Origin of the sequence: Streptomyces sp. TRM49041 (genome assembly GCF_008271805.1) — a bacterium.
GTDB lineage: Bacteria > Actinomycetota > Actinomycetes > Streptomycetales > Streptomycetaceae > Streptomyces.
Map to the genome: position 1 here is coordinate 24,964 of NZ_VSRY01000058.1, position 19,985 is coordinate 44,948.

Here is a 19,985-nt window from a genome sequence, read left to right on the forward strand (position 1 = left end):
TTGTCCAGGGAGGCCCTCATACGCCTGTACGACCTCACACCGTCCCAGCCTCTGCTCGACGCTCTGAGCTCTGCCACCGCATCGCGGAATATCGCTCCTGTCGTTCCCCGGTTCAAAGGGGCCGCTGGACCGCGAGCCCAGTCCTTCGTCGAACTGCACCGGGAAGAGACGCTTCTGGGCCGGTGTGGCATCAACGTCAAGGGCCCGGGCACAGTCGGCGCCTGCGAGGTGGCCGCCGTGGTCGCCCCGGCGGAGCGGGCGGGCATGCACTGGCTTCTCGTCCATATCGCACTCGAGCGGCTTCAGTGGCTGGGGTATGCCTACGCGATGACGGAAGTCAGCGAATACGCGGACCACTTCCCGTCGGTGCTGCGGCAGGCGGCGTGGTGGATTCCCGATTCCAGCGAACGCAAGAGCGCGGCAGCGCGGGACGACAAGAGCCTGGAATGGGCGGATCTCTTCATCGACTTCCGGACCTGGACGCCGAGTTCTACTCCCACGTCTCTTACGGTCAACGGCCGAGACCTGTGGGTGCGTCGTCCCGAAGCGAGTGAGGAGCTGCTGATTGTCGACTGGCTCAGAGAGACCTTCGGCGGAGGCTGGGCGAGCGAGATCCACCGGTCATTCTCACGGGACCCGATCTCGTCTGTGATCGTGGTCGACCGGAACAAGGAACTGCCGCCCAAGGACCGCTTGCTCGGCTTCCTTGCCTACGACACTGCGCGGCTCGGGATGCTGTCTGCGATTGCGCTCGTGCCCGAGACACGCGGTCGCGATCTGTCCTTGGCGACAGCGCTCATCGAGGAGTGCCTGCGCGAAGCGCGAGCCAGCGGCATGACCTATGCCGTGCTGGGAGGCGTAGGCAACGCCCGCTTGGCGGCTCTTCGCGCATTCAGCGCTTTATGGACCATCCCTGGCTCATGCCCGGGAATCTTCGGGAGGGGTGTTCGGAACTAATGGAGATCATCTTCACTGTCTCCGATCAGGTATGGGGCGGCAAACACCGCTACATGCACGACATGGCGCTCGGGCTGGCGCAGGCAGGCCATACGGTCACCGTCCTCGCGGAGGAGGGTGGAGCCATGCTTCAGCAGTGCCGTGCCGCCGGTGTAACGACCGTGAGTGTGCCGGCGTTCGCCAGCGACGACGCGGCCGAGGCGGTTCGCAAGGCGCTGCGGCATCGTCGTCCTCATATCGTGTGTGTCTCCGGCCGCGCGGACGCCGCCGCAGTCCACCACGCCCAGTCGCAGGGCGCGACTGATGCCGCCGTGTGCCTCTTCCGGCACTCGGCGTTCCCTCTGGGAACCACCGACGAGGTGCGCGACCTGCTCGCCGGCGTGAACCTGGTCTTCACCACGTCACGGGAACAGCGGCAACGCCAGTTCGAGCCGCTGATCAACGCCGGTGTCTTGAAGGACGAACAGGTCGAGATACTCACCAGTGGCCTCGGGGAACCTCTGCTCGCGGCTCTGGACGCCGCCGACCGCGGCGCCGCTCGAAAGGAACTCGGAGCCGAATTGGACCAGTTCGTCTTCCTCGTGCTGGCCCGCCTGGCCTGGGAGAAGGGCATCGACCAGGTGATCGATGCCTTCGCTGACCTGGAGCTGCCGCCGGACGCCGCGCCCCCGCTGCTGGTGGTCGCGGGTGAGGGGCCGCTGGAGGCAGAACTACGAGGCCAGACCATCGAACGGGGTGTCGCCGAACGGGTCCGATTCCTCGGCCACCAGGACCACGTCGCCCCGGTGATCAAGGCCAGTGACGCCGTGGTCCTCACCAGCACGGTTCCCGAGACCGGCCCGCTCGCGCTCAAGGAGGCCATGGCCGCCAGCCGCCCCGTCATCGCCTCTGTCCAGGGCGGCATCCCTGAGTTCGTCGAGGACGAGCGACACGGTCTGCTGGTCATCGACGACGAGGACCTGCGGCAGGCGATGCAGCAGCTCCTGAGCGACCGCGAAGCCGCCGAGACCATGGGAGCCGCCGGATCCGAGTCGATTCGCGGCGGACATCGTGCAGTACGACGCGTGGAGTACCTCGTCCACCGTCTCGATCTCCTGGCCCTGGAACAGCTCGCCCCGGAGACGGTCCTTCACGAGGTGGTGTGGGACGACGTACGGCTGCGTGAAGAGACACAAGGCGGCTTCGTCTTCGTACCGCGTACATCGCACATCATGGAACTGGACAGCGCTACGTACGCTGTCGTGCACACCGCGGTCGAAGCCGGTGACCCACTCCAGTTGATCAAGCTCCCCGAAGAGACGCTCGGTGTGCTTGCACACCGGCTCTACGCCATGGGCGCGCTGGTCCGGCAGGATGGTCAGGCGACGCCTGCGGCCCGCACCGCGGACGGCGAACGCCCGGTTACGGAGCCCGCGTGAAGGTCCTTGTCATCGCCGCACACCCGGATGACGAGGTTCTCGGTGCCGGGGCCACGGTGTCGGCATTGAGCCAGCAGGGCGCAGTGGTCCAGATCCACATCCTCGCCGAAGGTATCTCGTTGCGGCATTCGGGCGTGAAGATCGAGGAGGCGCGGGAACGCTGCCGGGTGGCGGCCAAGGAGCTCGGTGCGGCCGAGGTGTCGTTCGGCGGTCTGGCGGCCGACGGACGCCTCCTGGCCGACCTCCCTCAGCGACAGGTCGTCGATGCGGTTAGCCACGCCCTTCGTGAGGCAGAGCCCGAAGTGGTTTTCACTCACCACCCGGGCGACATCCACGCGGACCACCGCAGCGTCGCCCATGCAGTGGGGTACGGCACCCGCATCCTCGGGTCCGGCTCCGTTCGGCAGGTGCTGCACTTCGAGGTCCTCTCTTCCACGGAACAGCAAACGGGCCTGGTGGCGCCGTTCACCCCCAACCTGTTCTACGACGTCACCGGGCACGTCGAAGCCAAGTGCCGGGCACTTGCCGCCTACCCGTACGAGCTGTACGACCCACCTCACCCGCGCTCCCTGGCGGCCGTTCGGACGCTGGCCTCATACCGGGGGACGCAGGTGGGGGTGGAAGCGGCTGAGGCATTCATGATCGGACGAGAACTACGCGGCCCCATGGCAGCGGTCCCCAGTGGAGTTGATGTGCGATGAGAGTGCTCGTGACTGGGGGTGCTGGGTATGTGGGCTCCTTCACCGTACGGCGCCTCCTTGCGGCCGGCCACGAGGTCGTGGTTGTCGACAACCTCAGCACGGGCCGCCGCGAAGCAGTCCGGGGCTGCCGCCTGCACGTGGTGGACATCCTCGATATCGCCGGCATGGGCACGGTCTTCGAGGAGTTCCTCCCTGAGGCCGTGATCCACTTCGCGGCCCTGAAATCCTCTGAAGAGTCGCTGCGTGACATCAACACGTACTTCTCCGTCAACCTGACGGGGACGCAGAATGTGCTCGCCCTGTGCGCACACACCGGGGTGGAGCGCTTCGTCTTCTCCTCCTCGTGCGCCGTGTATGGCACCCCGCAAATCTGCCCGGTGGATGAGACCGCGCCCGTTCGGCCCGAAAGTCCGTACGGAGAGACGAAGTACCTGTGCGAGCGCGTGATCGCCTCCTACGCGCAGGCCACCGGGATGCGCTACGCCAACCTGCGGTACTTCAACGCGGCAGGTGCGGCTGACGACGCTTCCCTGGGAGAATACGCGGGCCCGGCAGCAACCCAACTCCTACCAGTGGCCATACGCGCAACCCTGGGCCTGGCGCCCACCCTGCGGATCTTCGGCAACGACTACCCGACGACCGACGGGACGGCTCTGCGCGACTACATCCACGTCGAGGATCTCGCCCAGGCCCACGTGCGGGTCCTGGAGGGCCTGCAAGAGGGCAGTCAGTGCGGTCCGGTGAACCTGGGCCGCGGCCAGCCCGTCAGCGTGCGCGAGCTGATCGATGTCTTGCACGACGTCTCCGGGAAGGAGACCCCGGTTGCCATGGCGCCCCGCCGTCCAGGGGACCCGGGGCTGTCCTGGGCCGATCCGAGTCTGGCGCTGAGCCGATTCGGCTGGCGAGCAGAACGCGACCTTAACCACATCGTTCGTACGGCGTGGAACTGGCACACCAGTACTCCCGCGTCGCTGGAGTGACATGCACCTCTACCTACTGCGCCACGCCGAGGACCGTTCCGGAAAGTTCGACCCGCACCAGGATCGCCTGACCGAGCGAGGACGCCGACAGACGCAGGCAGCGGCTCATTGGCTGGCTGAGCGGCGTCCCACAGAGCTTCGCACCAGTGTGCTTCCCCGCGCCCAGCAGACCGCCGACATCGTCGCGGCGCACACCGGCCTTACCGCACGGGAGGATCCGCGCCTCAATGAGATCGCCTGGTCGCCGGTCGCGGGTGAGTTCCTGCCGAACCCGCGAGAGGACCGGCTCCATCCGCCGCCACCGGGGGCGGAATCATGGAATGTGTTCATGACGCGGGTCGCCACATGCATGAGCGAGCTGTGTCATCAGGCGTCGGAGGACCAGCGGATTGTGTTGGTCACCCACAGTGGCTTCTTCGACGCTGTCAATGAACTGCTGTGTGGCGGGACCGGCAGGGTAGAGCTGCTGGTTGCGCACGCTGGGATCACACACTGGCAGTACCGTCCCGGAGACTCGGGTGGTGCCTGGCTTCTGCACCAACACAATGTCACCTTCGCCCCACAGACCCTGATGGATCACGGATCCTTGAGCACAGCGGAGTTGAGCGCATGAGCGGGCGGCGCAGGCGTATGGTCATCATCTGTGTCGACGGCGGGCTTCCCGGGATCATCCGCGAGCACGACTTCTTCAATCTGAGCCGGGCCCTGCCGACACTTCCCGGCACTGCCGTGCACGAGCTGCACAGCATCTACCCCTCGTCAACAGCGCCCTCCCACGCGTCCTTTCTTACCGGGACGTACCCGAGCGGGCACGGGATCGTGGGGAACCGCTTCTGGGAGCGGGAGAGTGTTGAGGAGATCCGCCGGCGCTCGGACGATCCGCTTTCATCGTTTCACCCCTACGAGGAAAGCTCGCTCACCGCACCGAGCCTGCTCGACTGGTTTGCCCGGCAAGGGGCGTCGGCCGCCGCCATCCATTTCCCGCAGACCTTCTCCCGCAACGCCCAGCTCGCGATCCCCAGCTGCTACTCCTTGTACGCCCCAGCCCGGAACCTCGTCGTCCCGCTCGGACCGACCGTTGACGGGGCGGCCGAGGGCGTGGTGCAGCTCTCCTACCTGGGACACGAGGTGGCCTTGTATCTCCGGGTCGATCAACAGACGAACGTGATCACGGTGGGAAGCCACCGAGAGACCGCTGTCGTGGCCGACGGCCTCCGGCCCACGCGGCTGGACATCCCCGTGTCTTCGGGTTCCGTGTCCGTGGCGGTCTCCTGCCACAGGCTCGACGAAGGCCAGATCGAGGTGCGTCTGGGAACCGCCGTTATCACCCTGGGATTCGGCGGGCTCGATATGCCGGACCGCGCCGGTGACGGGCCCGCGTCCCTGTACGTCGAATACACCGCCAATCCAGGCCACACGTTCCACGAATCGCCTCGCACCGAGTGGGTGGAACAGACCGCCCTCGACGTCCTGAAGCGGCATGACCCAGATGTCCTGTTCGTGCGCTTCAACCAGGCCGACCATGCTCAGGAGTTCCTTTACTGGCATGCGGTCCGAGGCAGCTCCGGTGAACGAAGTCGCGCATGGCAGCAGATCCTTGACGTCTACGCCCGGATCGACGCTTGCGTGATGCGGCTCGCCCAGGCCGCCGGTGAGCACACGGAGTTCCTGTTCTTCTCCGACCACGGCATCGACTACGTCGAGACCCACCTGCGCCCGAACCACGTGCTGGCGGACCTCGGCCTCGCCGACCGCATGGTTTTCCAGGGTGACAGCAACTGCGCCTACCTGTACGCCGACACACCTGTGCCACCAGCGGAGAAGAAGCGCCTCGAGCAGGCCCTGCGCGCACTCGATCCTTCCATCGGCGTGCTCACTCCAGCCGAGCAGGACCGGTTGAAGTTGCCGGCAGGGAGCCCGAGGCTGGGCCGTCTCACGGTGACCTGCGGCCCGCACACCGAATTCCAGTACAGCGACGCGACACCGAGGGAGAGCGTGGCCTCCGCATCACACGGTTACCTGCCCAGCGACTCGGCCATGAGCGGCTTTTTCCGCTGCTTCGGCCAGGTAGCAGCGCAGCTGGCTCCCCCCAGCGACATCACGAGGGCCGCAACCGTGGTCCGCAGCATCTGGCGCCAAGCGGCGCGGGAGATGTGAGCATGCCAGAAAACCCTCCTTACGCATATGAGGTCGAGGGCCTGCACAAGCAGTTCGACGGAGCCCCCAGGCCGGCCAATGGCGAGATCTCCTTTCAAATAAAGCAGGGCGAATTCTTCGGGCTTCTGGGCAGCAATGGTGCGGGAAAGACAACCCTGATCAAGCAGATGATCGGTCTGGTGCGACCGGATGGGGGGACGGTGAGGCTGCTGGGGCGCGATGTCTTTACCCATCCTCGCTTCACGGCGGCCACGGTTGGCTACATGCCGCAGACCGCCTTCGCCCTCAACAGCCTGACCGTCAAAGAGGCCGTCTACTTCAGTGCGCACCTACGCGGTGTCGCCGCCAAGGCGGCCCGCCGGGAGCGTGACGCCCTGTTGGAGCTGCTTGGTCTGACCCACCTGGCCGGCAAGGTCGCCCGGCAGCTCTCCGGCGGAGAACGCCGACTGTTGCAGATCGCGGTGACCCTGATCGGATCACCACCTGTGCTGATCCTGGACGAGCCCACCAACGAGCTGGACCCGTCGCGTCGCCGCCAGATATGGCAGCTTCTGAGGGAGCTGAACCAACGCGACGGTCACACGATCATCCTCATCACCCACAACGCCATCGAAGCGGAACAGGTGATCGAGCGTGTCGGAATCCTCAAGGAGGGGCGGCTGGTCGCGCTGGGCGCTCCCGCCGAGCTGAAGTCTTCCCTCCGCTCCCAGGTACGCCTGTCGATCACGCTAGGCGATACACAAATGCACGGGCTGCCTGACTATGTCCGCGTGCAGTCCGACCACCGCGGCAAGGTCGTGGCCCTCGTCGACTCTGCCGACCTGCCCCATCTGACCAAGGACGTAGATCTCACCCAGTTCCCCGAGTTCACGATGCACACCGCGACCCTGGAAGACGTGTATGTCAGCTACGCGTGACAAGAAGCTCGGACTGAGCTTCCTTGGGCAGGTCTGGGACCTGTTCAGGATTCAGCTCACCAACTGGCGGTGGTCCTGGCCTCAGATGGTGCTCACTGGTGTGCTTGCCCCTTTGGTCAGCATCGCCGCCTTGGGGCTCTTCGCCCGGAACTCTGGCCACGCCGCGACCGAATATGTCCTGACCGGCAGTGTCACCATGGCGATCCTGTTCGAGACTCAAAACAAAATCGCCAGCAACTTCGCGTTCATGCGCGGAAACGGCGCCTTCGAGTACTACGCCGCGCTGCCTGTCCGTCGCGAGGCTCTCATCTTTGCCACACTCGCAGCCTTCTCCATCCTGTCGCTGCCCGCTATCGCGGTCACCCTGCTGCTCGGCTCGGCCCTACTCGACGTCCCGCTCACGTTCTCGCCACTCGCCCCGCTGTGCCTCCTGCTCGCCCTGCTTCCTTCAGCCGGACTGGGGGCCTTCATCGGCAGCAGATCCGGAACCATCGAACAGGCGTCCTCTCTCAGCCTGGCCACCACGCTCCTCATGATGGCCGCAGGCCCGGTGGCAGTCCCACCAGAACTGCTGCCCGACGCACTGATCTGGATCGGCAACCTCAACCCGGCGGTCTACGCGGCCGACAGCCTGCGTCACTCCCTAACGGCACCCGACGCCTCCCGGGCCCTTGCTGACATGGCGATTCTTGCCATCTTCGCCGGCGCGGTGTGGGGCCTGACCAGCACACGTATGCACTGGCGTGCCCGCTACGGGCGCCGCGCCTCGTGACGCAACCATCGATCACTCATCACGAAGGGAAACACATCCATGACCGAGCAACAGTTCCTTGCCGTCCTCGCACCCCTGATCGAGGAAATTACCGGGAACGCCTTCTCCCAGGAACAACTTGACGTCACCTTCGGCGATCTGGACATCGACTCCCTCAACCAGATTGAGATCATCAGCCGTATCGAGGACGAGTTCGACTGCCAGATAGAGGACAGCACCCTGCGGACGATCCGTACGCCCCGCGGACTGCTGGACCACATTTCGAAGTCCACCAGCCCCGCATGATTCGAAACCACCCCGGCGACCAGCCTCGGTCACTGGCATGGTTCGCGTGGTGGGCAGCGGTCCACGCCGGTCTGCTACTCGTCCTCGTCACCTTCCGGTGGGACGAACGGCTGAGCGAGACGCTCTGCGCCTGGACGAGCAGCAGCGCGTCCAGTGCCCGGCTTCTCGAGACACTGACCTCGTGGGGCAACCCGTGGCCCGTGACCATCATTGCCGCCGGATCCGCGTGCTTCGCGCTGATCCGGCGGAACGTCACAGCTGCCGCAGTCCTCCTGGTCATTCCGTACGCCGCCACAGTGAGCTGCAACCTGATCAAGGGATGGGCTGAACGACAGCGTCCGGCCTCGGATTGTGCTTCGATTCAAGCCGACGGCTTCAGTTTCCCCAGCGGACACGCGGTCGGTGTGACAACCGGATTCCTGCTGGCCGCGCTCTGCTTCAGTTCCCAGATGCCACGAGCCGTCTCCGCACTGATGCTGTTCCTTGCTGGGCTGAGCGCCGAACTCGTCGCGTGGAGCAGGGTCCTTCTCGGTGCGCACTTCAGCGTCGATGTGCTCGCTGGGCAACTCTTGGGCGCCGGCTGGCTGGCCGTCGCCGCCCTCGTGCTGCACCGCCAGTCAGTCCGCCGCTTGCAACGCGAGGCCCGTCAAGCGGGGTCGAACTCCCTGGACGAGCCCGTGTCATGATGACGCCGTGCCGTTCAACCACAACGATCATTACCATGACCTGTTACTTCGTGAACTCCCCGAATCATGCCGAAGGGCCCTTGAGGTGGGCTGCGGCACAGGGAGGTTTGCACAGAAACTAGCGCTTCGAGGAATCGAAGTAGATGCCATTGACGTAGATAATCACGTCGTCACCGCCGCACGAGAGGAGAATTCTACTCTCGATCTCCCCAGGCAGATCCGCTTCGAGCGGGCGGATATCACACACCTAACCTTGACACCGGACACGTACGACTACATCGCATGCTTGGCCAGCATCCACCACGTCCCCTTTGAGACAGTGCAGAAGCTGCGCGCATCGCTCACCACGAACGGCGTCTTGGTGATCCTCGGATGCTACCGAGAAGCAACGCTACGGGACCACGCCATAAGCCTTCTGGCCGTCCCTGTGAACGCTATTTGGCGTGCTGCGGTGTTCTTCCGAGAGAGCTGGTCAGGAAGCCGTCCCGATCGGTGCACGCAGTCTCCTTCAGCTCCTGTGGCGCCCCCTTCGATGTCGCTTGCGGAGATCCGAGAAGACAGTGCTGCATATCTTCCAGGCAGGCGGATTCGGCGCCTCCTCTTCTGGAGGTATCTTCTGGTCTTTCACAACATGAAGGCAGGGCTGGGAAGTGATTAGCAGCCGGACACACATGATCTCTCAGCCACCGAGAAGATATGCCCTGGGGGCCACCTGCGTTGCGTTCAACGACGTGGGACGTGTCCTTATTGCGCGCCGCCGCTCCCCGGAACGCTGGGAGCTGCCCGGCGGCTTGGTGGATCCGGGCGAGGCATTCCATGATGCCGCCACTCGCGAGACTTACGAGGAGACCGGGGTCCACGTCAAAGTCCACGGCCTGGTGGGTGTCTACCAGCATCCGAGCCGGGGCATCCTCGCAGGCATCTTCATCGCGACAGCCGTGTCGGGGGAACCTCGTCCAACAGCGGAATCCAGTGCCGCCGAGTGGGCGGACGTGGAGGATGCTCTCACGCGACTGCACCCCCTCTATCGACCGCGCCTTGAAGACGCCCTCACAGCCAGGGCTTCCGTGACGCTCCGCGTCCATGAAGGAACGGAGGTCCTCTCACTCTTCGAGGCCACACACGTCTGACGGAACCGCGCGCCGCCGGGCTGCGATATCGAGAATCACCTGCGTCTCCTCGGCGGACCTCGCGAGGCCAGGGGTCGGCCGCCAGCCGTTCGACGCAACGCTCTCTGGCCATCGGTGGAGTCCACATCAGACTGAAGTGACAACCAACCCGAAAATGCAAAGTCAACCTGCGCAGATCTGGGCCGCACGGACCAACACGTTTCTTCATCCCGCAGCTCAGAGCGGGGTCCCGATGCAGCAACAATCGGGACGGGACATGTGTGTATTGTCCTTCGACGCGGATCTCAGGCCCTCGGCTTGAGGGCGGCCGCGACGAAGTCCTTCGTCAACCGGGCCGCCGACTGGATCGGCACGGCCTGGCCGTCCGGCGGGAAGAAGTCGAGCACTCCGGCCGCCCCGTAGTTCGCCCAGAAGCACGTAGTCATCGGAAAGGTGTCGCTCACGTTCTGCCGGCACTTGAGGAGCAGGTCGCTGCTCGTGACCTCTTGCAGTTCGCCCGTGAAGTTGCGGCCGTAGCTCTCCGAGAGAATCACGGAACGCTCGAAGATGGTCTTCAGCGAGGTGACGGGGTCCGCGATCTGCTCGTACAGATTCGTCCTGGCGGTGAAGACCGGCGCGGACGCCGACATCGTTCCCTTGCGCAGGGTGATCCGCGGGCTGCCGAAGCACGAGATCGTGTCGGCGACGTCCTCCCCCGCGACTTTGAGCTCCTTCAGGCCGTCGTCCCCGGTGACGTACATGTCGAGGTCGCCTCCGAAGCGGAAACCTCCGTCGCCTTCATCACACACGAGTCCCTCAAGGACTTCCGGTGCCTTGACGCCCACGTACCGAGTGCCGGAGTCGGCGGCGAACTTCTCAGCGGCAGGCGCCGACGGCGAGGCACTCGCACCCGGCCCGTCGGCCGATGCCGAGCTCCCGCCCTCCGAGTCGCCGGATCCGCAACCGGCGAGGAGGGTCCCCACGGCGATCACCACCACAGCCGTACGCCATCTGGGCATGCGCCAACTCCCCTCGCGAATTCCACCGATGATCACGGTGATCATGTCATCGTTGATCGACTTCAGGACCACGAGGAGGCGAACGAGCCCTGCCCGGTGCCCGAGAAGGCATTCTGAGGTTGACGCCGCCGACGCCTGTGGACGAGCGACGTGATCCGTCTGCGCGGCCTCAGTTCGTATGCCAGGTCACGGCATTCGCGGGCTCCGCGCGGGTGGTACGGAACGAGTTGACCGGGTGGTCGAGGTCGGGGTGGCCGAAGGAGATGCCTGCCACCACGCGTCGGCTCTCGGGGATGCCGAAGTGGTCGCGCAGAAAGGGCGCGTAGGACGCGAGGGCGGCTTGGGGCGCGGTCGCGAGGCCGAGGCTGTGCGCGGCGAGCAGGAAGGTGTTGATGTACAGGCCGCAGTCGACGGCGCCGTAGACCCCGAGGTCGGCCTCGGTGGTGATGATCGCGACATGCGGCGCGTCGAACAGTTCGAAGTTGCGCAGCAGTTGCCGCAGCCTGCCCTCGTGGTCGCCCTTGGCGATGCCGAGGCTGCCGTACAGCTGGAGGCCGCACTCACGTCGGCGCTGCCGGTAGGCCCCGGCGTACTGGGCCGGGAAGGGGAAGTCCGGAGCGGCGGGGTTGCTGTGGACGTGGGCCAGGAGGCCGGTGCGCAGCCGCTCGGTCGCGGCGCCCTCGGTGATGTGCAGCTGCCAGGGCTGGGTGTTGCACCAGGAGGGTGTGCGCTGGGCGAGGTGGAGCAGCCGCTCGATGGTGTCCCGGGGGACCTGGTCGGGCAGGAACTGGCGGCAGGTCCACCGGTCGGTGAGGATCCGGCTCAAGGCTTCATACAGGTCGGTGCCGGTGCCGGGGTGGGTGCTGGTGGGGTTCGAGATGGGACACTCCTCCGCCGAGATGGTCTCGTTTCGAGACCACACGTTAGCCGGGTCGGTCTCATTTTGGAACCGCCCGGGTAGAGTCGTGGTGTGCGTTACGAAGACCTCGCCGACCTGCCGTGCTCGATCACCCGCCCGCTGGTGGTCCTCGGTGACCGCTGGACGCTGCTGGTCCTGAAGGCGTCATTCGCCGGAGTCCGCCGGTTCAACGAGTTCCAGGGCGCGCTGGGCATCTCCCGGAGCCGGCTGCAGGACCGCCTCGGCCGACTGGTCGACCACGGCATCCTGGCCCGGCGCAAGGCGGCCGACGGCGAGCATCCGGAATACCGCCTGACCCGCAAGGGCCACGACATCTACCCGATCCTCATGGCCATCAGGGACTGGGGCGACACCTACATGGCACCCGACGGACCACCCGCGCTCTACCGGCACCGCGACTGCACCGGCGAGGCGCACGTACGGCTCAGCTGCGACACGTGCGGCACCGACGTCACCGCACACGACATCACACCCGAACCCGGACCGGGCCTGGCGCCTCACCTCAACCAGCCCTGAGACCGCACGTCGGAACAAGCCAAGAGGCGGAGGGATCCGGACGATCCGGCTGTGATGCGGCCGTCCACCTACGGGGCTGTGGTGAGCGCCGTATCGTTCTGCCGCGTGGGAGACGCTCCAGGCACGGCTACCCGTCCTGCCGACGGCTCGGCGTCCTTGCGGGGGCGGCACGGTCTGCTGCTGACACTGCTCGCCGGTCAGCTCATGGCCAACGTCGACAGCTCCATCGTGAACGTCGGCATTCCCGCCCTGCGGGCGGATCTGCACACCGACGGCGCCCAGACGGAGTTGATCGTCGGCGTCTACATCCTCTTCTACGCCCTGCTGCTGCCCGCGGGGGCACGGCTCGGCGGCATGCGCGGCTACCGCAGCGCCTACATCCTGGGCGTGCTGATGTTCACCGCGTCGTCCCTGGTGTGCGGTCTCGCCCCGAGCGCGCCGGTGCTGATCCTGGCCCGTGCGGTGCAGGGGGCGAGCGCCGCGCTGATGGTGCCGCAGATCCTCACCGGGATACAGCTCGCCTTCACCGGGGCCGCCCGTACTCGCGCGCTGGGCCTGTACGCCGTCACTCTGTCGGCCGGGGCCGTCCTGGGCCAGATCCTCGGGGGACTGCTGGTCAGCGCCGATCTGGTCGGCCTGAGCTGGCGGCCCGCCTTCCTCGTCAACGTTCCGATCGGTGTGGCGCTGGTGTTGGCGAGCCGGCGGCTGCTGCCGCCCGGCGGGCACCGCGAGGCCGGACGCCTGGACGTGCGGGGCATGACGGTACTGGCCGTGGCGATGGTGCTGTTCGTGTGCCCGCTGGTCTTCGGGCGGGAGCAGGGGTGGCCCCCGTGGTCGTGGCTGAGCCTGCTGGCCGGCGGCCCGGCCTTCCTCGTCTTCGTCCGGCTGGAACGGGCGGTCGCGGCCCGGGGCCACAGACCTTTCGTGAATCTGGACGTGCTACGGGCCCCCGCGGTCGCCTGGGGGCTGATCTGCGTCGCGGCGGGTCAGACCACGTATGTGGCGATGATGTTCACGCTGCCGCTGCACCTGCAGAGCGGCCAGGGGGTCAGCGCCCTGTGGTCGGGCACGGTCTTCGCCACATGGGCCGCGCTGTTCGGCGTCGCCGGCGTGTACTGGCGGAAGATCCCCGCCTCCGCGTGGCACCTCGCCTCCCCCAGCGGCTACGGCCTGCTCGCGGTGGCGTACGCGGCGATCGCGCTCGCCGTGGCCGGCGGTCTGTCGGGCCCGGCCGCCCTGATGCCGCTGCTCGGCCTCGGCGGACTGGGTCTGGGGCTCGGATTCCTGCCGCTGGTGTCCGCGTTCACCGACAGCGTGTCCCGGGACCAGTCGGCCGACCTGAGCGGCATGATCAGCACCGTGCTCCAGCTGTCGGGGGTGGTGGGTGTCGCCACCTTCGGAACGCTCTATCTGGCGCTCGCCGCCCCTGCCGCGGCCCCCGCCGCGGCCGCGTACCCGTTCACCGTGACGTCGACGGCCTTCGCGGCGGTGGCGGCGTTCGCCACGGTGGCGGCCGCGCTGTCGATGCGCGGCAGATTCCCCGCCGTACCGAGGAGGTAACCGCTCCATGATGCAACCAGGCATGTCGGAGTTCGTGGCAGAGTTCGAGCAGCACATCCCGGGGGACTTCCACACGCGGCCGATCGCCGAACAACGGCGGCTCTACCGGTCCCTGCCGGGGATCTTCCGCTACGAGCGCCCCGCCGGTGTCACGGTCCGGGACTCGGTGGTGCCCGGCCGGGACGCGGCGGTGCCCGTGCGGATCTACACGCCCCCGCGGGCCGAGCCCGGCGTCCTGTGTTACGTCCGCGGCGACGGCTTCGGCCTCGGCACCCTCGACACCCATGACACCATCGCCGCCGAACTGGCCGACAAGACCGGTCACGTGACGGTCTTCGCGGACGTCCGCGGCGCCCCCGAGCACAAGTTCCCCGCGGCCCTGCACGATCTGCGCGCCGTGCTCGGGGCGGCGGCCTCGGATCCGGGGAGCTTCGGCGCCGCGCCCGGGCCGCTGGGCGTGGTGGGCGACAGCTCGGGCGGCAATCTGGCGGTCGCCAACTGTCTGATGGCGCGGGACGAAGGAGGCCCGGACATCGCCTGCCACGGCCTCGTCAGCCCCGTGCTCGACCTGTCCCGGTGGGTGAAGGGCGGTACGGACGCGCCCATCCTCAGCGCCGGGGAGATGGCCTACCTCGCCGAGAACTACGTAGCGGACCTGGACGACCTCCTCGACCCACTGGTCTCACCGCTGCGTGCGACCGACTTCGCCGGTCTGCCGCCCGCCACGATCCTGGCCACCGAGCTGGACTCGCTGCGCGACGACGCCGTCACCTACGCCCGCCACCTGGCGGAAGCGGGTGTCCTGGTCACCCTCACCGTCGAGCCGGGCCTGGTGCACGCGCCCCTGCGGTCGCGCGGCATGTGCACTGCGGCGGCCCGCGCCTGGAGCGGCTTCTGCACCTCCCTCGCACATCTGATGGAACGCACGGGTTCCTGAACCAACCCCTCGACTACGTCTACGTCACCGGCTACCGATCCGGTCGTTCCCGCCGTGCGTGTGACCGCGCCGGCACCGGTACCCGCGGGTGCGGTGTTAACCCCTGGTGTCGGCACCCCGCCTTGCTATGTAATAGACACATGGACAGTTCAGCCATTACCTCCGCCTGGGTGCGGGGCTGGGCACTCTCCCGTGCCACCCCGCCCCCCGTGGACGAGCCCTGGGGCTATCGCATCGACGTCGGCCTCCCCCGGCACATACTCCGGCACATCGTTCCCGAGCCAGACGAGCCCACCGTCCGCAAGCTCTGTGAAACCGTCACCCAGCCGTACGCCTGGCTGAAACTCCTCGCCGAACCGGAGGACGTCGCCCGCTGGATCACCCCCGGCTGGACCGTGCCGGACGACCCCGGGTTCATGATGTACACCGAGCTCCGCCCCGGCCCCGCCCCCACGCTGCCCGCCGGTTACGCCCTGCACACCGAGCACCGCGACGGCGTCCACCGCGTCCGCGTCCTGGCCGCCGACGGCTCGCTCGCCGCGCGTGGCCAGATAGCGCCGACGGGCCGTACGGCGGTGGTCGACCAGGTCGAGACATACGCCGGCCACCAGCGGCGCGGCCTCGGCAGCGCCGTGATGCGCGCCCTCCGGACCGCGGGCGCCGAAGCCGGGGCCACGACAGGCATCCTGGCCGGCACCGTCCAGGGCCGGGCCCTCTACAGCGCGCTGGGGTGGCGGTACCAAGGGCCGCTCACCGGCGTCGTACGCGACGGCGGCAGCGGCGACGAGTGAAGGCCCCGACACGCGCCGCGTCCTACGCCACGCCCCTCCGCGCCGCCCTCCGCACCAGCGGCCAGCCGCAGACGCCGATCAACAGCGCCAGCGGATGGCCCCAGTTGGTGAGCGGGTCCTCGAAGGCGATCAGGTCCTGGAGCAGCATCAGCGACACCCACGCAAGGACCGCCCAGCGCGCCGGCGGGCTCAACAGCCCTGCCAGGGCGCCCACACAGGCCAGCAGCCCGAAGCTGATGCCGTAGTCCAGGCGGTGCAGGGAGGTTTCGGGCAGATGGCCCGCCACCACCGACACGGCCACGGGGATCTCCGTCACCAGCGTCGCCCCCACATGCCCGACCACGAACACCGCGGCCGCGCGCCACGCCCCGATCCGGCGCTCCAGCGCGGTGAGGACGACGACGAGACCGACGGCGTACGGCGACAGCAGCCCGCCCGCCACCCACAACGCGCTGGCCACCAGCACGAGCAGCGGCGTACGGGCAAGATGGGCCACATCCGTACTGGACGCGTGGAGCAGCGCCGTGACCGTCTCCGGGTCGCCGAACTCCGCGAACAGCGAGGTCGCGACGAGGACCAGGGCGTACGTGAAGGTGAACGGCGTCCCGGTCGGCGTCGGCAGCACCAGCGCCGCCCTGCGCCCCCAGGCCCGCCAAGCAGCACTTTCAGGGCTCACCGGGCTCACCGGGCTCACCGGGCTCACCGGGCTCACCGGGAGCGTCGTCTCGGTCCGACGGGCCTCGCCCACAACCGGGTTGGCGGCTTCCACCGGCCGCACCGCGGCCTGCGGCGTCCGCTGCGCGGGGACGCCGCCCAACAGCCGCTCACTCCCGTCACACGTCTCGCGCGGCTCAAGCTCCAGGCGCACGGCGAAGGCCCTTCGTTTCGGCCCCCCGGCACTCCGGCAACCCCCCGGTCCACCGTGCCCACCCAACGCGATCAACGACACGCGCGTCCATGACGCACGTCACACCGCATCAGGTCGCACCGCCCGCGCATTGCATAGGGTGGAACGCATGCCTGTGACGCTCGACCGACGTGAAGGCCCGTACGGTGAAGTGGTGCTGCGGCAGCGCGACGACCACTTCGAGATCATCGCCAACGGCACCTTCCTCATGGACACCTCCGACGGGCGCTCCGAGCGGCTGCTCATCGACGCCGCGTCGCAGGCGCTCGGCGGTTCCCGCCCCTCCCCCGCCGTCCTCGTCGGCGGCCTCGGTGTGGGCTTCTCGCTCGCGCACGCCGCCGCCGACCCGTCCTGGGGCCGGATCGCCGTCGTGGAGCGGGAACAGGCCATCATCGACTGGCACCTCGACGGCCCCCTCCGCGCCCTCTCCGGCGCCGCGCTCGCCGACCCCCGGACCGTCCTCCTCCACACCGACCTGCTCGCGTACATACGCGATCCGGTGACATCCGACACGTATGACGCGCTCTGCCTCGACATCGACAACGGCCCCGACTGGACGGTCACCGAGGGCAACGACGGTCTGTACTCGCCGTCCGGTCTGGCGGCCTGCGCCGACCGCCTCAACCCCGGTGGTGTACTGGCCGTGTGGTCCGCCCGGCCGTCCGCCGATTTCGAAGAGTCATTGCGCAATGCCGGATTCAGCGCGGTACGGACGGAAGAGATCCCGGTTGCCCGGGGCGTACCGGACGCGGTCCACCTCGGGGTTCGCCCCGCGTAGCCGCGACACGGTCGCTGCCTTTATGTTGTTGACGGTACGCACGGATCTACACGCTCGCGCAGGACGCGACAGGGGCGGGGCATGGAGCACGCACACACCAGCCACACCGGGAACGCGGTCACGCCGGGTACCCAGCGCCGGGTCCTGGTCATCGAGGACGACACGACCATCGTGGAGGCCGTCTCCGCCCGGCTGCGGGCCGAGGGCTTCCTCGTGCAGACCGCGTCGGACGGTCCCGCCGCGGTCGACGCCGCCGAGGCGTGGCAGCCGGACCTGATGATCCTGGACGTCATGCTGCCCGGCTTCGACGGCCTGGAGGTCTGCCGCCGCGTGCAGGCACAGCGCCCGGTACCGGTACTGATGCTGACCGCCCGGGACGACGAGACCGACATGCTCGTCGGCCTCGGCGTGGGCGCGGACGACTACATGACCAAGCCGTTCTCGATGCGCGAGCTCGTGGCCCGCGTCCATGTCCTGCTGCGCCGCGTCGAGCGCGCCGCCCTGGCCGCGGTCACCCCGCGCAGCGGCATCCTCCGGCTCGGCGAGCTGGAGATCGACCACGCCCAGCGCCGCGTCCGCGTCAGGGCCGACGACGTGCACCTCACCCCGACCGAGTTCGACCTGCTGGTCTGCCTGGCGAACACGCCGCGCGCGGTGCTGTCGCGGGAGCAGCTGCTCGCCGAGGTGTGGGACTGGGCCGACGCGTCGGGCACCAGGACCGTGGACAGCCACATCAAGGCGCTCCGCCGGAAGATCGGCGCCGAGCGGATCCGTACCGTCCACGGCGTGGGCTACGCCCTGGAGACCCCGGCGCCGTGAGCCGCGGCCGCACCGGGGGCCGTGAGGCGCGGAGCAGCGGACGCGCGAGCGGACCCGCCGGGCGCGAGGGCCGGAGCGGGAGACCCGCCAGGCCGCGCTCGCGGCTGGGCTCGGTGACCATCTCGATCAAGACCAAGCTGGGCACCCTCGTCGTGGTGTCCGTCTTCATCACGACCGGGCTGCTGCTCGTGGCCCTGCGGACGGAGACCGAGCTCCGGTTCATCACGGTCTTCTCGGTGATCGCCACACTGCTCCTCACCCAGTTCGTGGCGCACGGCCTGACCGCGCCGCTGGACGAGATGAACACCGTCGCCAAGGGCATATCGCACGGCGACTACACCCGCCGGGTGCGGGGCGCGGGCCGGCGCGACGAGCTCGGCGACCTCGCCTCGACGATCAACCGCATGGCGGACGACCTGGAGGCCGTCGACCGGCACCGCAAGGAGCTGGTCGCCAACGTGTCGCACGAGCTGCGCACCCCGATCGCGGCGCTCAGGGCCGTGCTGGAGAACGTCGTGGACGGCGTCTCGGCCGCCGACCCGGAGACGATGCGTACGGCGCTGGCGCAGACCGAGCGGCTGGGCCGCCTGGTGGAGACGCTGCTGGACCTGTCGCGGCTGGACAACGGGGTCATACCGCTGCGGTCCCGCCGCTTCGAGGTGTGGCCGTATCTGTCGGGCGTCCTGAAGGAGGCCAGCCTGGCCGCCTCGCAGCGCTCCGTGGGCTCCGGGGCGGGCCCCCACATGCGTACGGACGTCCATCTGCACCTGGACGTGTCGCCGCCCGAGCTGACCGCGTACGCCGACGCCGAGCGGCTCCACCAGGTCGTGGCGAACCTGATCGACAACGCCGTGAAGCACTCGCCGCCGCACGGCCGCGTCACGGTACGGGCGAGGCGCGGGCCGTTCTCGGAGTCCCTGGACCTGGAGGTCGTGGACGAGGGGCCCGGCATCCCGGAGTCGGAGCGGCACAAGGTCTTCGAGCGGTTCAACCGGGGCAGCGTCCCGGCGCCGCACGGCCCGGGCAGCGACGGCGGTACGGGCCTGGGCCTGGCCATCGCCCGCTGGGCGGTCGATCTGCACGGCGGCCGCATCGGTGTGGCCGAATCGGCACGAGGCTGCCGCATCCTCGTCACCCTTCCGGGGATCCCCCCGCAGCGCGGTTGACATAGGGTTCGAACCGGAGTCGTTCCGCGTCCGTGTACCTGTGCGGGCGGGGCGCGGAGCCGGTCAGGGGTACGGACCGTCGAGGTCGGTAGCCCCGTCGAGTGCTACCCGGTCACAGCCGGTCATCGCTGAACCACGCTTGTTTCCCGCCATTTCTTCCCGTGAAACCCGCCGTTCGATGTGATGTACGCGACGATGGCACGCCCGGCCTGCACCTCTCGCCTATAGAGGCGTAGCCTTTATTTCCGCTGTCCATCACCTTGTGAAGCGGAAGAGGGCGGTTGCCGCCGTGTCGTCTCAGTCCCCCAGTAACTCGAGCATCTCGACCGACCCAGACGGGCGGGGCAAGAGCCCTGCTGCCGCCTTCGGTGCCAATGAGTGGCTCGTCGACGAGATCTACCAGCAGTACCTCCAGGACCCGAATTCGGTCGACCGTGCCTGGTGGGACTTCTTCGCCGACTACAAGCCGGGCACAGCCGGCTCGGCGGACAAGCCCTCCGGCACCGTGACGCAGCCGGCACCGGCCGCGGGGGCGCCCACCGCACAGGCCCCCGCCGCCCCGGCCGCGCCCGCGCCCGCCGCTCCGGCCGC

At 68.1% G+C, this 19,985-nt stretch carries 23 protein-coding genes; 20 read left to right on the forward strand and 3 right to left on the reverse strand.

The window, feature by feature from the left end; genetic code table 11:
- From tunC to FVS66_RS03350, 12 genes are all read left to right on the forward strand, one after another.
- Positions 1-957, forward strand: coding sequence for an N-acetyl-D-glucosaminyl-tunicaminyl-uracil acyltransferase TunC (tunC, locus tag FVS66_RS03295; protein WP_149179445.1), 957 nt, complete (start codon positions 1-3; stop codon positions 955-957).
- Positions 903-2,375 (forward strand): glycosyltransferase family 4 protein, encoded by a 1,473-nt coding sequence (locus FVS66_RS03300; protein WP_262386786.1) that lies wholly within the window; start codon positions 903-905, stop codon positions 2,373-2,375. The genes tunC and FVS66_RS03300 overlap by 55 nt, the downstream gene beginning before the upstream one ends.
- A complete protein-coding gene (locus FVS66_RS03305) occupies positions 2,372-3,076 on the forward strand; it encodes a PIG-L deacetylase family protein (RefSeq protein WP_149179446.1) in 705 nt (234 codons plus the stop codon). Before FVS66_RS03300 ends, FVS66_RS03305 begins: the two co-directional genes overlap by 4 nt.
- Entirely contained in the window at positions 3,073-4,056 is a 984-nt protein-coding gene (gene galE, locus FVS66_RS03310) for a UDP-glucose 4-epimerase GalE (protein WP_149179447.1), read from the forward strand. The genes FVS66_RS03305 and galE overlap by 4 nt, the downstream gene beginning before the upstream one ends.
- 1 nt (position 4,057) lies before the next feature.
- Positions 4,058-4,669 carry a histidine phosphatase family protein gene (locus tag FVS66_RS03315; protein ID WP_149179448.1) on the forward strand — a complete coding sequence of 204 codons (612 nt, stop codon included), beginning with the start codon at positions 4,058-4,060 and terminating at the stop codon, positions 4,667-4,669.
- On the forward strand, positions 4,666-6,213 hold the full coding sequence (locus FVS66_RS03320) for an alkaline phosphatase family protein (RefSeq protein WP_149179449.1): 1,548 nt from the start codon (positions 4,666-4,668) through the stop codon (positions 6,211-6,213). The genes FVS66_RS03315 and FVS66_RS03320 overlap by 4 nt, the downstream gene beginning before the upstream one ends.
- Positions 6,214-6,215: 2 nt before the next feature.
- Positions 6,216-7,130, forward strand: coding sequence for an ABC transporter ATP-binding protein (locus tag FVS66_RS03325; protein WP_149179450.1), 915 nt, complete (start codon positions 6,216-6,218; stop codon positions 7,128-7,130).
- Positions 7,114-7,902 (forward strand): ABC transporter permease, encoded by a 789-nt coding sequence (locus tag FVS66_RS03330; RefSeq protein WP_149179451.1) that lies wholly within the window; start codon positions 7,114-7,116, stop codon positions 7,900-7,902. The genes FVS66_RS03325 and FVS66_RS03330 overlap by 17 nt, the downstream gene beginning before the upstream one ends.
- A 39-nt stretch (positions 7,903-7,941) precedes the next feature.
- On the forward strand, positions 7,942-8,187 hold the full coding sequence (locus FVS66_RS03335) for an acyl carrier protein (RefSeq protein ID WP_128839952.1): 246 nt from the start codon (positions 7,942-7,944) through the stop codon (positions 8,185-8,187).
- A 200-nt stretch (positions 8,188-8,387) separates the two neighbouring features.
- Complete coding sequence (locus tag FVS66_RS03340; protein ID WP_262386787.1) at positions 8,388-8,873, forward strand: phosphatase PAP2 family protein; 486 nt, start codon at positions 8,388-8,390, stop codon at positions 8,871-8,873.
- Positions 8,874-8,880: 7 nt separating this feature from the next.
- Positions 8,881-9,531 carry a UDP-N-acetyl-tunicamine-uracil synthase TunM gene (gene tunM / locus FVS66_RS03345; RefSeq protein WP_149179453.1) on the forward strand — a complete coding sequence of 217 codons (651 nt, stop codon included), beginning with the start codon at positions 8,881-8,883 and terminating at the stop codon, positions 9,529-9,531.
- A 13-nt stretch (positions 9,532-9,544) separates the two neighbouring features.
- Positions 9,545-10,003, forward strand: coding sequence for an NUDIX hydrolase (locus tag FVS66_RS03350; RefSeq protein WP_149179454.1), 459 nt, complete (start codon positions 9,545-9,547; stop codon positions 10,001-10,003).
- Positions 10,004-10,287: 284 nt separating this feature from the next.
- Here the strand turns inward: FVS66_RS03350 and FVS66_RS03355 are convergent, their stop codons facing one another.
- On the reverse strand, positions 10,288-11,001 hold the full coding sequence (locus FVS66_RS03355) for a hypothetical protein (protein ID WP_149179455.1): 714 nt from the start codon (positions 10,999-11,001) through the stop codon (positions 10,288-10,290).
- A gap of 169 nt (positions 11,002-11,170) precedes the next feature.
- The gene (locus tag FVS66_RS03360; RefSeq protein ID WP_262386788.1) at positions 11,171-11,923 is read right to left on the reverse strand and encodes a nitroreductase; all 753 of its coding nucleotides are present in this window, start codon (positions 11,921-11,923) and stop codon (positions 11,171-11,173) included.
- A gap of 48 nt (positions 11,924-11,971) precedes the next feature.
- On the opposite strand from FVS66_RS03360, the gene FVS66_RS03365 reads away from it, so the two are divergent.
- The 4 genes from FVS66_RS03365 (at position 11,972) to FVS66_RS03380 (ending at position 15,724) form a co-directional block, all read left to right on the forward strand.
- A complete protein-coding gene (locus FVS66_RS03365) occupies positions 11,972-12,436 on the forward strand; it encodes a helix-turn-helix domain-containing protein (protein WP_149179456.1) in 465 nt (154 codons plus the stop codon).
- Positions 12,437-12,541: 105 nt separating this feature from the next.
- On the forward strand, positions 12,542-13,996 hold the full coding sequence (locus tag FVS66_RS03370) for an MFS transporter (protein ID WP_187645362.1): 1,455 nt from the start codon (positions 12,542-12,544) through the stop codon (positions 13,994-13,996).
- A gap of 7 nt (positions 13,997-14,003) precedes the next feature.
- The gene (locus FVS66_RS03375; RefSeq protein WP_149179458.1) at positions 14,004-14,933 is read left to right on the forward strand and encodes an alpha/beta hydrolase; all 930 of its coding nucleotides are present in this window, start codon (positions 14,004-14,006) and stop codon (positions 14,931-14,933) included.
- A 140-nt stretch (positions 14,934-15,073) separates the two neighbouring features.
- On the forward strand, positions 15,074-15,724 hold the full coding sequence (locus FVS66_RS03380; protein WP_149179459.1) for a GNAT family N-acetyltransferase: 651 nt from the start codon (positions 15,074-15,076) through the stop codon (positions 15,722-15,724).
- A 22-nt stretch (positions 15,725-15,746) separates the two neighbouring features.
- On the opposite strand, the gene FVS66_RS03385 is transcribed toward FVS66_RS03380, so the two are convergent.
- A complete protein-coding gene (locus tag FVS66_RS03385) occupies positions 15,747-16,592 on the reverse strand; it encodes a rhomboid-like protein (protein WP_149179460.1) in 846 nt (281 codons plus the stop codon).
- Between the two features lie 148 nt (positions 16,593-16,740).
- Between FVS66_RS03385 and FVS66_RS03390 the strand changes: the two genes are divergently transcribed.
- The 4 genes from FVS66_RS03390 to FVS66_RS03405 all read left to right on the forward strand — a co-directional run.
- Positions 16,741-17,409: a spermidine synthase gene (locus tag FVS66_RS03390; RefSeq protein WP_149179461.1), complete on the forward strand. Its 669-nt coding sequence runs from the start codon at positions 16,741-16,743 to the stop codon at positions 17,407-17,409.
- An 81-nt stretch (positions 17,410-17,490) separates the two neighbouring features.
- A complete protein-coding gene (locus tag FVS66_RS03395; protein WP_149179462.1) occupies positions 17,491-18,228 on the forward strand; it encodes a response regulator transcription factor in 738 nt (245 codons plus the stop codon).
- 104 nt (positions 18,229-18,332) lie between these two features.
- Positions 18,333-19,394 (forward strand): ATP-binding protein, encoded by a 1,062-nt coding sequence (locus FVS66_RS03400; RefSeq protein ID WP_149179469.1) that lies wholly within the window; start codon positions 18,333-18,335, stop codon positions 19,392-19,394.
- 289 nt (positions 19,395-19,683) lie between these two features.
- Positions 19,684-19,985, forward strand: a 302-nt coding sequence (locus tag FVS66_RS03405; protein WP_149179463.1) for a 2-oxoglutarate dehydrogenase E1 subunit family protein, incomplete at its 3' end; no start/stop codon positions are given.